Origin of the sequence: Thermaerobacillus caldiproteolyticus, assembly GCF_013761245.1 — a bacterium.
Lineage (GTDB): Bacteria > Bacillota > Bacilli > Bacillales > Anoxybacillaceae > Thermaerobacillus > Thermaerobacillus caldiproteolyticus.
This window is the reverse complement of sequence record NZ_JACDUT010000004.1, coordinates 266,781-280,620: the sequence shown is the minus strand read 5'-3', so window position 1 is coordinate 280,620 and position 13,840 is coordinate 266,781. Positions and strand designations below refer to the sequence as shown.

The window sequence follows — 13,840 nt, the reverse complement described above, 5'->3', positions numbered from 1 at the left end:
AGGTTATATTCCAGAAAGCGTTGCAGGCCGAGCTAGACGGCGATTCAAATTTTATACTTTCTTAATCATAAAAAACGCCCGAGTGAACACTCGAGCGTGATTTATAATAGCGGTGATAATAACCTTGATACCGACTCGACAACACGAATAGAGAACGGTCGTTTTTTGAATGTTTCATAATCAATACAATTTGAGTCCTCAAGGTCGCGAAGAAAATCATTGACCAGCGTTTTCGTGCTGTCAGTATGGTATAAAAATGCGTTTACCTCAAAATTCAGATGAAAGCTGCGCATATCCATGTTCGCCGTTCCGATAGAAGCAAGTTCTCCATCAACAATAATAATTTTGCTATGCAAAAAGCCTTTTGTATACTCATAAATTTTAACTCCCGCCTCCAACAGCTCTGGAAAATAAGAACGAGAAGCGTAAAAAACAATTTTTTTATCCGGACGCCTCGGAGCGAGAATGCGGACATCGATACCGCTCAGCGCCGCGACTTTCAAAGCAGTTAGAATATCTTCATCAGGGACAAAATACGGGGACGCGATCCAAATGGATTTTTTCGCTGATGTAATCATCGCAAAAAATAAATGCTTAATGACCTCCCACTCTTGATCAGGTCCTCCCGCAATAAGCTGTACTCCCCCTTTTTCTTCTTTATACACAGGTGTCGGCGATAAATAATTTAACGTTAGCAGCGTTTCCCCCGTCATGTAATACCAATCCTGCAAGAAAATGAGCTGCAACGTGCGGACTGCTTCGCCGCGAATCCATAGGTGTGTATCACGCCAAAAACCAAAATACTCATTTTTTCCTAAGTATTCATCACCGATGTTTAATCCGCCAACAAAGCCGACTGTCCCATCAATCACAATAATTTTCCTGTGATTACGAAAATTAATTTTATTATTTAAAAACGGAAGGCGCACAGGAGAAAACGGAATCATTTCAACACCGGCGTCACGCAGCTCTTGAATATACGTTTTCGATAATTTCCAGCTTCCCACTGCATCATAAAGGAAGCGAACGTGAACACCTTTTTTTGCCTTTTCAATCAAAATGTCTTTTAATTGCTGTCCAACCTCATCATGGCGGACAATGTAGTATTCTAAATGAATATGATGAGTCGCTTTTTGTAACTCATCGAAAATCGTTGAAAACGTCTCTTCCCCATTTGTCAAGACTTTCGTTTCTGTCGCGATAGACACAGGGCTTTTTCCAAGGCGATGAGCAAGATGAAGCAACGGCTGCTGATGCTCACCAATATAGCTCATCTCTTGGATGTTCCATTCTCTCTGCCCTTCAAATTTTAAAAACGCCTGTTCATCAAGTATCGCCTTCTTTTTAAAGAGACGCTGCTTTCGGTAATTTCGCCCAAACATTAAATAAAAGAAAAAGCCAAGAAGCGGGAAACTTCCCAACACGACAAGCCATGTTAATGTTTGTGCCGGATGGCGATTCTCTAATGAAATGACAAACGCAATAAAAATCACCGAACAAGTAATTAACACACTTAGAAAACCAAGAAGCCATCCTTCCCAATAATCCTTCGTAAAAAATAAAATAATGCTTAAAACACAAATAAAAATAAGAACTTGTAACGTGTTTCGCAATGATTTTCACCCTAGTCATTTATAAATATCACCGAAGAAAAAGCCGATTTCAACAAGCTGAAATCGGCTTTTATGTTAACGGAAAATGATGAGCCAATGTCGCTAACGCATTCTCGTGAATAATTTCCTTTCCGTATTCCTCCAAACGGTAAATCGTTACTTGCGAATCAGTACCGTACTCTAGCAATAGGCTTAACCAGTTATCAATCTCATGTTCCGTGTAGTCCTCATCATTAAATTCAACAAATAAGTAGTAGCGACCTTCAAAGAAAAAGAGGCGGTTTTTTAGATGAGTAAAATCAGCACGATGCGCTAAAGCGATCATATCTTCAATATCTTTAAAACAAATGGTAAAGTGAAGCACCTCGTCATCTTCTTCTAAGAATGTATCATGTCTTCGTTCAATATGGAAATGATGGTCAAGCAGCTCCTCGATTTTTTCATCAACCGGAAAATCACGTACCTTTTCTTCTGGAAGCGGAAGTTCAAGCTTGCTTCCATCCTTTGATAACTGCGCCTTTGTCACTAATACTTCAAGCCCCTTGTCAAGCGCTTGTACTTGAATCCAAAGCGGCCCTTCAAGCGAAAAATCCCCTTCACTATGAACTTCATCCATCATTTCCCAAAACAGTTCTTCACTGCGCTCGCGGTTATACCAAATTTCTTCTCGGTCAAAACCGCGTTCTTCTATATCAACATACGAAATATAAAATTTGACCGTATGCTCATTAATGCGTTCCATCTCCATTTTGTAAACTCTCCCTTCCTAATAAAGGCTAAAGTTGAAGGGATTTTTTTACCCCCGAGAAAATTCTCTTTAAATACAAGATTATGTCTTGTACTTCTATTTTATGATAAAAAACGTCAGAAGGGAAATAAAAAAACCCCCATTTTTAAAAAATTGGTTATGAAATAAGACATGCCCTACTATAATGATGTTGAAGGGAAAAAAGCGAGGGACATGTATGAATGAATATATCACATCCATTCTTCTCATTATTAGCATTGATATCATTCTTGGCGGAGACAATGCGGTTGTAATCGCTCTAGCAAGTCGCAATTTACCGGAGCATAAACGAAATACAGCGATTGTTCTCGGAACGACGCTAGCGATCGTGGTCCGCATTTTTCTCACAGCTATAGTTGTGGTTTTATTAAAAATCCCTTTTTTACAATTTATCGGTGGATTCATCTTACTCTGGATTTCTTTAAAGCTTTTAATTCAAAAAGAAGATACTGCTGCTCACGTAAAGCCTGAGACTTCGCTTTGGAAAGCGGTACAGACGATTGTTACAGCAGATATTGTGATGGGATTAGATAACGTAATTGCAATCGCTGGGGCAGCAGGCGGTCGTACATCTCTTGTGATTTTTGGTTTTTTAATTTCTGTTCCGATTATCATTTTAGGCAGTAAAATCATTCTCTATTCAATGGAACGCTTTCCTTTTCTTATTTATATCGGTGCAGCGATTTTAGCCTATACCGCTGGAAAAATGATCACAGAAGAGCAACAAATCCAGCATGTATATGGTGAAATGGATTCACTTCGCTCGGCCTTTCCCTTTATCACCACGATACTGATTGTATGCCTTGGATTCATTATCAATTGGAAAAAAGCTCATCGCTGGACATCATGAAGATGCGAAAAAACTTCTACATGGGTACCCATGTAGAAGTTTTTTTATCCGTTGACAAGGCGTTGCGCTTCGCGAAGTTGATAAGCACGAACTTTCCGCGGCAAGAATCGGCGAATCTCATCTTCGTTATAACCAACTTGAAGCCGCTTCTCATCAATAATAATCGGTCTTCTTAAAATACCAGGATTTTGTTGAATGAGCTCGTATAACTCCTGAAGCGGCAACGATTCAAGATTAATGTTAAGCTTTTGAAAGATTTTCGATCTTGTTGAAATAATCTCGTCCGTCCCCGTTTCTGTCATGCGGAGAATTTCTTTAATCTCCTCAATCGTTAACGGTTCAGAAAAAATATTCCGTTCTACATACGGAATATTATGTTCTTCTAACCATGCTTTCGCTTTGCGGCATGATGTGCAACTAGGTGAAGTGTACAAAGTCACCATAATTCTCACTCCCCTTCGACAAGATCACTTGCCATACATATATATAAACCTTCTTCTATGCTAGCGATCACTAAGTAGCAATCATAAATTGAAATTACTTTTACATTGTATATTATACAATAAAAGTGAGAAGAAAGGTATATTTTTTCGAAAAGCCATCGATTTTGCCAATTTGTTTTCCTAAAGACTTCCACTAAGAAAGGAAATCATCTACAATAAAAAATGGGAGCAGTTGGCTTATTAATGGGAGGAATTTGACATGGCACAATATTTCATTGACCTTGTGACTATAGGGGTATTAGTCATTGGAATCACCGCCTTAATGGGCGTCATTGCCAATGGGATTGGTGAAAAAGTGTTTGGTGGTTCAAAACGAATGGAAAACGTTGAACAATCGATGAAAACACAAGCAGGTTGGAAGCTAGTAGGAGGAAAAAAACAATAAGAAAAGCAAAGGCAGTCGAGTAGCTCTCCAAGTCAAATGCTCTGCACACATAAACGTTTTTTCGCTTTAGAGTGAGTTGGTTTGACATAAGAGAGCTAGCCAATTTTCTTTCAGCATTTATACTTTATAATAAAAACGATCTCGTTAACGAGATCGTTTTTTACGTATACATTGTTTTATACTTTTCATATTCCGCTTCAGAGCATAAAACAAAATGACCTGGTGTAATTTCGCGGAATTGCAGTTCTTCCCCTTCCTTATAGTTATGTTGGGATCGGTCATAAACAATTCGCTGACGCGTCCGCTCCGTTTCTGGGTCTGGAAGCGGGATCGCAGACAATAACGCTTTCGTATATGGATGAATTGGATTGCGATATAGCTCATCAGCATCCGCCAATTCTACCATTTTCCCGAAATACATCACACCAATGCGGTCGCTAATATATTTTACCATCGAAAGGTCATGGGCAATAAATAAATAGGTTAATCCTTTTTCACGCTGTAACTTTTTCATTAAGTTTACGACTTGCGCCTGAATCGAAACGTCCAGTGCCGAAATCGGCTCGTCGGCAATAATAAATTCCGGCTCGACTGCTAAGGCGCGCGCGATCCCAATGCGTTGGCGCTGTCCCCCCGAGAATTCATGCGGATAGCGGTTCGCATGCTCGCGATTTAATCCAACCGTCTCAAGAAGTTCATATACGCGTTGCATCCGCTCCTCTCTCGTTTTCGCAAGACCGTGAATATCGATTCCTTCCGCGATAATATCAGCCACCGTCATGCGCGGATTGAGCGATGCATATGGATCTTGGAAAATCATTTGCATTTTTCGCTTCAGTGTTTTTAACTCTTTCGCTGACTTTTTAGCGTGCACATTTACACCATTAAAAAGTACTTCTCCTTCTGTCGCTTTATATAATCCGATAATCGTTCGCCCCGTTGTTGATTTACCGCAGCCGGATTCCCCTACTAATCCCAGCGTCTCGCCTTTATAAATATCAAATGTTAAGCCATCAACTGCTTTAATAACGTTTCCTTTTCCTACATTGAAATATTGCTTCAAGTTTTTTATTTCAATCAGTTTTTGTTTTTCTGCCATTTTTACTCACTCTCCTTTACAACGACAGGTTTCTCATAATTAGAGGAGAGTTTACGCAAGCGTTTTTTTACAGCTTCAGGCGGTTCCACTTTTGGTGCATCTGGATGAAGCAGCCATGTTGCTGCATAGTGCGTATCAGAAACTTTAAACATCGGCGGTTCCATCTCAAAGTCTATCTTCATCGCGTATGGATTGCGCGGAGCAAACGCATCTCCCTTTGGCGGATTCGTTAAATCTGGCGGGGAGCCTGGAATCGCTGCTAATTCCGTCTGGTCATCGCTGTCAAGGCTCGGCATGGAAGCAAGCAATCCCCAAGTGTAAGGATGTCTTGGGTCGTAAAAAATTTCATCAACCGTGCCCATTTCAACGATTTTCCCTGCATACATAACAGCAACACGATCGGCTACGTTGGCTACTACCCCTAAGTCATGGGTAATAAAGATAATGGACGTCCCTGTTTTCTTCTGTAAATCTTTCATCAATTCTAAAATTTGCGCCTGAATTGTTACGTCCAAAGCAGTTGTCGGTTCATCCGCAATTAATAGCTTCGGGTTCGAAGCTAAAGCAACTGCGATCATTGCCCGTTGTCTCATCCCCCCGGAAAACTCGTGAGGATATTGGTTCACACGCTTTTCCGGCATTGGAATTCCAACGAGTCGTAACAATTCAATAGCCCGTTCTTTTGCAGCTGACTTGGACATTTTTTGATGTTTAATCAAAACCTCCATAATCTGATGACCGACTTTCATCGTTGGATTTAATGATGTCATCGGGTCTTGAAAAATCATCCCGATCTCTTTCCCGCGAATTTGTTCCATTTCTTTATCTGTTTTTTTGACAAGATCTTCCCCATTAAATATAATTTGACCACTTTTAATTTTTCCAGGTGGAGTTGGAATAAGGCGCATAATGGTTTGGGAAGTGACGCTTTTTCCAGAGCCTGATTCACCCACAATTGCTAATGTTTCGCCTTTATTTAGATGAAAACTTACACCGCGAACGGCTTGTACCTCTCCACCATACGTTTGAAACGAGACTTCTAAATTTTTCACTTCCAACAGTTTTTCCATCTTCTCACACCTTACTTACGTAATCTTGGATCTAATGCATCGCGTAATCCGTCCCCAACTACATTAAACGCAAAAATCGTCAAGCAAATAAATGTAGCTGGGAAAAACAGACGCCACGGATAATACTGTAATGCTTGTACCCCATCTGAAGCCATTGTTCCCCAACTTGCCAAAGGTTGCGGAACACCTAATCCTAAATAACTTAAAAACGCCTCTGTAAAAATTGCGGTAGGAACTGATAATGTCATCGTAACAAGAATCGAGCCCATTGCATTCGGAATTAAATGTTTAAACATTATTCTTGATGTACTTGCGCCAAGCGTTTGCGCTGCCAGAACATATTCCTGATTTTTCAGTTGCAGCACTTGTCCGCGAACAATACGGGCCATGTTAATCCACCCGGTAATTGTCATTGCTAGAATCATTGTCCCTAATCCTTGTCCGAGAATAACCATTAACAAAATGACTAAAAGTAAGTAAGGGACCCCATATAAAACATCAGCAATGCGCATCATAACTTCATCCGTTTTACCGCCGCGATAACCAGCAATGCCGCCCCAAAGCACCCCAATGAATAAATCAATCAACGCCGCTGACAATCCGATAAATAAAGAAACACGGGCACCATACCATGTACGTGCAAATATATCGCGCCCAAGCTCGTCCGTACCAAACCAATGTTTGGAAGACGGCGGCTGGTTCGTATTCATTAAGTCATTCGTTGCATAGTCATATTTTGTCATATGCGGACCAAAAATGGCCATGAACACTAAAAGGATTAATAAAACTAATCCAAACATCGCTAGTTTATTTTTACGAAAACGTATGAAAACATCTTTCCAAAATGACAAGCTTGGTTTTGATATTTTTTCAGCTTCCCTACTATCTGCTATCGCCGGCTGAAACATCTCTTTAGGAATTTGCTGCATGATTACTCTCCTTTCTTACCACCAGCTAACTTAATACGTGGGTCAATAAAGCCATAGGCAATATCAACTAGAAGAACAGCCACTAATAACAGAATGCTGTAAAACACAGTGACTCCCATAATCGTTGTATAATCGCGGTTAGAAATACTTGTTACAAAATGGCTTCCAAGACCAGGGATACCGAAGATCTTTTCGATAACGAAACTACCCGTTAAAATTTGTGCAGACAAAGGTCCAAGATATGTTACAACCGGTAATAACGCATTACGAACAGCATGCTTCACCGTAATTTGACCTCTTGAGAGCCCTTTTGCTTTCGCCGTTCTAATATAATCATTGCTCAATACTTCTAACATACTTGAGCGAGTTAAACGGGCAATAAACGCCATCGGCGTCGCTGCAAGAGCAAGTGCTGGTAAAACAGTATGCTGTAAAGACTCCCAACGCGCAACTGGAAACAAGCCCAATTTAATCGCTAAAAAGTATTGTAAAATAGACGCCATAATGAAACTTGGAACGGAAATTCCCAACACCGCGAGCACCATCGCAGTGTAATCTTGCCATTTATTATGGTTCAGTGCTGCAATAATTCCTAATAAAACCCCAATACTTATCGCTAACAACAATGATTCCATTCCAAGGAAAAATGATACTGGAAAGCCCTCGTTAATTAAATCGTTCACCGTTTGTCCTTTATATTTAAATGAAGGACCGAAATCCCATTTTGCAATGGAAACTAAATAATCAAAGTATTGGTTATACCAAGGGCGATCTAACCCATAAAATTCATTTAAGTTTTTTTCAATTTCCGGTGGAACCTGTTTTTCACTCGAGAACGGTCCTCCCGGAGCAGCCCGCATTAAAAAGAATGTCACTGTAACAATTAAAAATAAGGTCATAAGAATGTAAAGCAAACGTTTGCTTATATATCTCAACAAATTTCCTACACCTCCATTTTCTTGAAAATACCTTAACAGGAAATGAAGGTATATGAGGCCTCCCTCATATACCTTCTTTTCTTTCACTGCGTACGATTTTATTTAAAATACGCCCATTTAAACTGGACATCACCAAGACCTGACATTTCTACACCTTTTAAGTTATCTTTTTGAACCCAAGTATTTGTATAGAAATAAATTGGTGCAACCGGCATTTCATCCATTAAAATGGCCTCTGCTTCTTTTAGCAGTTCTTTACGTTTTTCAGGGTCCGTTTGTTTTTGAGAATCGATTAACAATTGTTTATATTTCGGATTTTCCCAGTTTGTATCGTTGTTTCCGCCCTTTTTGTCACGGAACAACTCTAGGAAGTTGATTGGATCGTTAAAGTCGCCTAACCATCCCATACGGCCGATTTGATAGTCGCCAGAGTGTAATTTATCAATGTAAACAGCCCACTCGGCATTCTCAAGTTTTACTTCAATACCTAAGTTTTTCTTCCACATATCTTGAACTGCTTGGGCAATTTTTGCATGTGCATCATCGGTATTATATGATAGTGTAATTGGCGGTAAATCTTTTACATCTTTTAATCCAAGCTCTTGGAGACCTTTTTTCAAGTACTCTTTTGCTTTTTTTACATCGTTATCTTTAAAATACCCTTTTTTGTTTTCAGGGAACATCGTCGGTGGTACAGCAGCCATAGCCGGAATTTGTTCGCCTTTTGATACGTTTTTAACAATCGCTTCACGATCGATCGCATACGCAAGAGCTTTACGAATGTTGACATTGTTCAACGGTGGCTTTTCTGTATTAAATTTATACCAGTAAGTACCAGCAATTGGTTGAACGTGTAATTTACCTTCCTCTTTTAATTTTGGTAAAGAGTCTGGTGGCAATTGGCCAGTAGGCATACCTGCCCAATCTAGTTCACCATTATTAAACATCGAAAGCTCCGTGTTGGTATCATTGACCATAACCATTTCAATTTTTGTTAATTTTACGGTTTTTGCATCCCAGTAATTTTCGTTCTTTTCAAGAACGATTTTGTTATTGTGTTCCCAACTAACCATCTTGAATGGTCCGTTAGAAGTATACTGGTCGCCAGCGTTTGTATACCATTTTGGATTTTGCTGAGCAATTTTGCTATTTACTGGGAAATACGTATAGAACGCAGTTAATTCTAAGAAATAAGGTGTTGGGTTCTCAAGCGTAACTTGTAACGTTTTGTCGTCAATTGCTTTCACACCAACATCTTCCGCTTTTGCTTTTCCTTCATTATAGGCTTGAGCATTTTTAATGTAATAAAGCTGATAAGCATATTGTGATTGATTTTTTGGATCTAATGCCCATTTCCACGCATATTCGAAGTCTTTTGCGGTAACTGGGTCACCGTTTGTCCATTTTGCGTCGCGCAATTTAAATGTGTATGTTTTTTGATCATCAGAAACTTTGTAGCTTTCTGCCATCGCTAACTCAGGTTTGCCATCTTTAATACGAGTTAATCCTTCAAATGTTTGATACAATACGTTAGCAGAAACGGAATCATTTGCTAAACCTGGGTTTAGTGAGAATGGTTCTGTTTTAATGTTCACATGCAATTCTTGTGGGACATTAGCCGCTTTGTCCCCATCTTTTCCTTTATCGCCAGCGGATTCGTTTTTCTTCTCGAAACCGCCACAGGCGGAAAGGAAAAGACTTAACACTAGCATTAAGCTAAAAAGAATGGAAAGCCTTTTCTTCATAAATTTCCCCCCTAAAAAAATTATTTTATGTTCAAAAGCTCTACGTAAAAACGTGGAACTTTTGTTAATGAAGTTGCTTGTTTACATCGTATAACCATGTTAGCCATCACAATGTTATGTATAATTTTATGAAAACAAAATCTATACCTTCTGATTTATCAGAATATTTTATCCAAACCCTATTATAAATGTTATTAATATATTTGAAAAGAATTTTTTACACCTATTTTCTGAATTTTGTTTTGCTTTAAATTATTTATGTTTTTAGTTAATTAGCATTTTATAGTGTTTTTTGATAAATGTAAATGAAAAAAATTTACAAAATTAATATTAAAGCGTTTACATTCTGTTTTTTTTTACTTTACATTTACAGACTATCAACAACTTTTTTGAGCATATATTTTTATAAAATAATTTTATCAATAAATCATATATTATTAAAAAACAGTTTGAAATAAAGACAATTATTCGTGTTTAAATGAGGAAATAAGATAGATCATTTTTAATATAATATTATCCTAGCTCTAAATGATTTGTTTTATGCAATAATTCTTAATTGTGTATCATTCTTGCATAAAAGATAGGTATAAGTTAAAATGAAGAGTACAATAGAGAGAATGCGATGAGAAAGAATAGTACATATTGCGATGCATGCAGAGAGCTTGTGGGTGGTGCGAACAAGCGGCTAGCAATATGGAATGGGCTTTCGAGCATCCAAGCTGAACTGGGAGTAGGCTTGGACGTCTGCCTTGCGTTACAAAGGTGCCATGCAAAAATAGCATGGAACAGAGCGATTGTACGTGAAGTACAATAACTAGGGTGGCAACGCGGTCCTATCGTCCCTAATTGAGCGGGAGGTAGGACCTTTCTATTTATATGTATAGTGTAAAGGAGTGATTTTATGAAGACAATTTTTTCAGGTATTCAACCAAGCGGTGTCATTACGCTTGGCAATTACATTGGTGCGATGCGACAATTTATTGAATTACAGCACGAATACAACTGCTATTTTTGTATTGTTGATCAGCACGCGATTACTGTTCCACAGGATCGCCTTGAGCTTCGCAAAAACATTCGCAGTCTAGCTGCGCTGTATTTAGCGGTCGGCATCGATCCGAACAAAGCGACATTATTTATTCAGTCGGAAGTCCCTGCGCATGCACAAGCCGGATGGATGCTGCAATGCATCGCTTACATCGGCGAGCTCGAAAGAATGACACAGTTTAAAGACAAGTCAGCCGGGAAAGAAGCGGTGAGCGCTGGGTTATTAACGTACCCTCCGCTTATGGCAGCTGATATTCTCCTTTACAAAACGGATATTGTTCCTGTCGGCGAAGACCAAAAGCAGCATATTGAATTGACACGTGACTTGGCGGAACGGTTTAACAAACGATACGGAGAAATTTTTACGCTTCCAGAGCCGCGCATTCCAAAAGTAGGAGCGCGCATTATGTCCCTTGCCGATCCGACGAAAAAAATGAGCAAATCTGATCCAAACAAAAAGGCATTTATTACACTGTTAGATGATGCAAAAACGATTGAAAAGAAAATTAAAAGCGCCGTTACCGATTCGGATGGAGTCATTAAATACGATAAAGAAAATAAGCCGGGCATTACGAACTTGTTAAACATTTACTCTATTTTGGCAAACAAATCGATTGAACAACTAGAACAAGAATATGCAGGAAAAGGGTATGGAGAATTTAAAGCCGATCTTGCTCAGGTGATCATTGATACCCTCACACCGATTCAAGAAAAATACTACCATTTAATGGAGAGTGATCTTCTCGATCAAGTGCTTGATGAAGGCGCAGAAAAAGCGAATCAAGTCGCAAATAAAATGTTAAAGAAGATGGAAAACGCAATGGGATTAGGAAGAAAACGTAAATAACAAAAAGCAAGCCTATTTGCGGCTTGCTTTTTAATTCACTTTTGGCTCTTGTTCCATTTCCCATAACTTTTCAAAAAATGGCTGGCCTTTTATGAGTTTTTCGCATAATTGCACATGTTTTTCCGACCAGCCGTACTTCGTTTCCTCATATAAATGTTGCCATGCTTCTTCAAACGACATTTGTTGAATCGAAGGATATTTGTGAGGTGCCCACTCCGTATACCAATAACGTACTTCAGCGACGTTTTTCATGGAATGAAGCTGATCAAGTGCCATAAATAACAGTTGCTTCAATTGGCGTTCTTTTCGTGTTAATCCGCTCATAAGCTGCGGAGATGGTGACAAAATATGATGCTCTTTTTTATACGTAGGTAACGGGTATTGTTCTTCTTGTTGCTCAGCTACCATTTCATATACGAGTTGCTCTTGTCTTGGAATGAGCCGGCTTTTGCGAATCGGAATATTGTAGCCAATCGTATCAATGGCAAGAATCCCTGTTCCATCTGTAATAACGAAACAATAGTCAAGCTGAATTCGCTCATGATTTTTACGTACATACGCTTTCTGGTATACATCATCAAGAAGTGGCTGTGGAATTTCCGATAAACTGTTTTCAATATAATCAAATAACGCAGAGGAAACTTTCAGTAGCGGCACTTGGTCTAATAGTTCGACTTGATCATCTTTCCGCCATTCATGAAAATGGCAAACATTGTATCCGTTCTCTTCTCCTTCAAACCAATTGACCCAAATATCATGAAGATATAACATAAGAATACCCCTCACTTCAAAAAACTATTTGTCCATCAGTATAGGCAGAGGGGACTTATTTTATTCCACTTCACCCTTTTTTATCCACTATTCTTCACGATAGGAAAAATATAGACTTACCCACATCAAAACAATTCCAATTGGTAGAAAATAACATTCGATACGCGTGCTAACAAATCGAAAATAATCAACCCATCCTCGTTCGGGTGTAATAATGTTCAAATAAGCAATGGAAGTAACCCCTCCAATCACTGAAAGGCCAAAACCGACTAAATAAATAAATACGCGCATCATTACGCCCTCTTCTTTCTATCATCAACTTGTCCATCTTATTTCTACATATATGAACTGTAACTTGGGGTCATGACTATATTTTTATTCACCTAGTCGAGCAAGCTGCACGATGCGCTCAGAAGACAATTCCATAAGCTCGGAAAAACGAACTCCTCTTTTTTGCAAACAATGGTGGACGATAGAGTATCCGACTGCATATCCAAGCATGTTCGGATAAAAACCAAGTCCGTAGAGAAGGCGGTTATATAACGGATGGTGGACAGGAATGGACTGATGTGGAGACAGATAGCGTCGCCAAAATTGTATAATCTCTTGTTCCGAATAATATGTCGTCCAGTTCGCTTTATATGTGTCTCCAACGTATTCACGAACCGCATTTTCTGCTAGCCCTTCCAAAATGATGGCATCAAGTAACGTATAGTCATCACTTTGTTTCTCGTGCTTGGCAAAGCGCCAGACATGATTATACTCATGCGTGAACACCGCTTTGATTTCTTTTTCTGTATGATGCGGTAATAAAAATAGGAACAATTTATCAGGGTAAGCCAGTCCGCCTTTGCTATTAAATTCACGGGCTAGTTTTCGATTATGCGGATCCGCCGGAAAAAGAAAAATTGGTACATCGGGACTGTTCCATTGTTTTTTTAATGCTTCGTATATCGTTGTAATATGTTTCCACATTCGTTTCTTTTTCATTTGATCTACGATGTTGGCTATATCGTTTGACGGCTGGTACATCCCATGCTGGATGAGATGTAGATAAATATCACGAGCTGTTGCCTCTTCAAAATAAGGAGTGAGTCGTTCACATAGTTGAAGCGGACGGGAATGTAATTTTACTAACCACTCGTCGGTACGCACGATCGGCACTGTCTTATTCACACCTTTCTCTTGCTTTTTCCCATCGTATGAAATAAACGAAAAGAAGGTGAAAAAAAGGCTATCTCATCCTTGTCTGAGATAGC

The 13,840-nt window shown here is 39.1% G+C and carries 14 protein-coding genes and 1 other annotated feature; of the genes, 3 read left to right on the top strand and 11 right to left on the bottom strand.

Features of this window, described 5'->3' with window-relative positions:
- Positions 1–101: 101 nt before the first annotated feature.
- Positions 102–1,613 (bottom strand): cardiolipin synthase, encoded by a 1,512-nt coding sequence (cls, locus tag HNR31_RS08325; protein ID WP_181555788.1) that lies wholly within the window; start codon positions 1,611–1,613, stop codon positions 102–104.
- Between the two features lie 70 nt (positions 1,614–1,683).
- Positions 1,684–2,361: an adaptor protein MecA gene (gene mecA, locus HNR31_RS08320; protein ID WP_181555787.1), complete on the bottom strand. Its 678-nt coding sequence runs from the start codon at positions 2,359–2,361 to the stop codon at positions 1,684–1,686.
- A gap of 217 nt (positions 2,362–2,578) precedes the next feature.
- Between mecA and HNR31_RS08315 the strand changes: the two genes are divergently transcribed.
- Positions 2,579–3,250, top strand: a complete 672-nt coding sequence (locus HNR31_RS08315) for a TerC family protein (RefSeq protein ID WP_181555786.1) — start codon at positions 2,579–2,581, stop codon at positions 3,248–3,250.
- Between the two features lie 44 nt (positions 3,251–3,294).
- On the opposite strand, the gene spxA is transcribed toward HNR31_RS08315, so the two are convergent.
- On the bottom strand, positions 3,295–3,693 hold the full coding sequence (gene spxA, locus HNR31_RS08310) for a transcriptional regulator SpxA (RefSeq protein WP_181555785.1): 399 nt from the start codon (positions 3,691–3,693) through the stop codon (positions 3,295–3,297).
- Between the two features lie 259 nt (positions 3,694–3,952).
- Here spxA and HNR31_RS08305 point away from each other — a divergent pair, with 259 nt between their 5' ends.
- The gene (locus tag HNR31_RS08305) at positions 3,953–4,138 is read left to right on the top strand and encodes a hypothetical protein (protein ID WP_181555784.1); all 186 of its coding nucleotides are present in this window, start codon (positions 3,953–3,955) and stop codon (positions 4,136–4,138) included.
- A 160-nt stretch (positions 4,139–4,298) separates the two neighbouring features.
- On the opposite strand, the gene HNR31_RS08300 is transcribed toward HNR31_RS08305, so the two are convergent.
- The 5 genes from HNR31_RS08300 to HNR31_RS08280 all read right to left on the bottom strand — a co-directional run bounded on the left by HNR31_RS08300 (position 4,299) and on the right by HNR31_RS08280 (position 9,919).
- The gene (locus HNR31_RS08300) at positions 4,299–5,237 is read right to left on the bottom strand and encodes an ABC transporter ATP-binding protein (protein WP_181555783.1); all 939 of its coding nucleotides are present in this window, start codon (positions 5,235–5,237) and stop codon (positions 4,299–4,301) included.
- Positions 5,238–5,239: 2 nt separating this feature from the next.
- Positions 5,240–6,307, bottom strand: coding sequence for an ABC transporter ATP-binding protein (locus HNR31_RS08295; RefSeq protein ID WP_181555782.1), 1,068 nt, complete (start codon positions 6,305–6,307; stop codon positions 5,240–5,242).
- An 11-nt stretch (positions 6,308–6,318) separates the two neighbouring features.
- Entirely contained in the window at positions 6,319–7,236 is a 918-nt protein-coding gene (locus HNR31_RS08290) for an ABC transporter permease (protein ID WP_181555781.1), read from the bottom strand.
- 2 nt (positions 7,237–7,238) lie between these two features.
- Positions 7,239–8,174 (bottom strand): ABC transporter permease, encoded by a 936-nt coding sequence (locus HNR31_RS08285; protein WP_181555780.1) that lies wholly within the window; start codon positions 8,172–8,174, stop codon positions 7,239–7,241.
- Positions 8,175–8,272: 98 nt separating this feature from the next.
- Positions 8,273–9,919: a peptide ABC transporter substrate-binding protein gene (locus tag HNR31_RS08280; protein WP_181555779.1), complete on the bottom strand. Its 1,647-nt coding sequence runs from the start codon at positions 9,917–9,919 to the stop codon at positions 8,273–8,275.
- A 613-nt stretch (positions 9,920–10,532) separates the two neighbouring features.
- Positions 10,533–10,766 (top strand) — a binding site (T-box leader).
- A 54-nt stretch (positions 10,767–10,820) separates the two neighbouring features.
- Between HNR31_RS08280 and trpS the strand changes: the two genes are divergently transcribed.
- Positions 10,821–11,810 (top strand): tryptophan--tRNA ligase, encoded by a 990-nt coding sequence (gene trpS / locus HNR31_RS08275; protein ID WP_181555778.1) that lies wholly within the window; start codon positions 10,821–10,823, stop codon positions 11,808–11,810.
- Positions 11,811–11,840: 30 nt separating this feature from the next.
- Here the strand turns inward: trpS and HNR31_RS08270 are convergent, their stop codons facing one another.
- The 3 genes from HNR31_RS08270 to HNR31_RS08260 form a co-directional block, all read right to left on the bottom strand.
- Entirely contained in the window at positions 11,841–12,581 is a 741-nt protein-coding gene (locus HNR31_RS08270) for a YjbA family protein (protein ID WP_181555777.1), read from the bottom strand.
- An 87-nt stretch (positions 12,582–12,668) separates the two neighbouring features.
- Positions 12,669–12,875, bottom strand: coding sequence for a hypothetical protein (locus HNR31_RS08265; RefSeq protein WP_181555776.1), 207 nt, complete (start codon positions 12,873–12,875; stop codon positions 12,669–12,671).
- An 81-nt stretch (positions 12,876–12,956) separates the two neighbouring features.
- Positions 12,957–13,757: a DUF2268 domain-containing protein gene (locus tag HNR31_RS08260; protein WP_228485606.1), complete on the bottom strand. Its 801-nt coding sequence runs from the start codon at positions 13,755–13,757 to the stop codon at positions 12,957–12,959.
- Positions 13,758–13,840 lie beyond the last annotated feature (83 nt).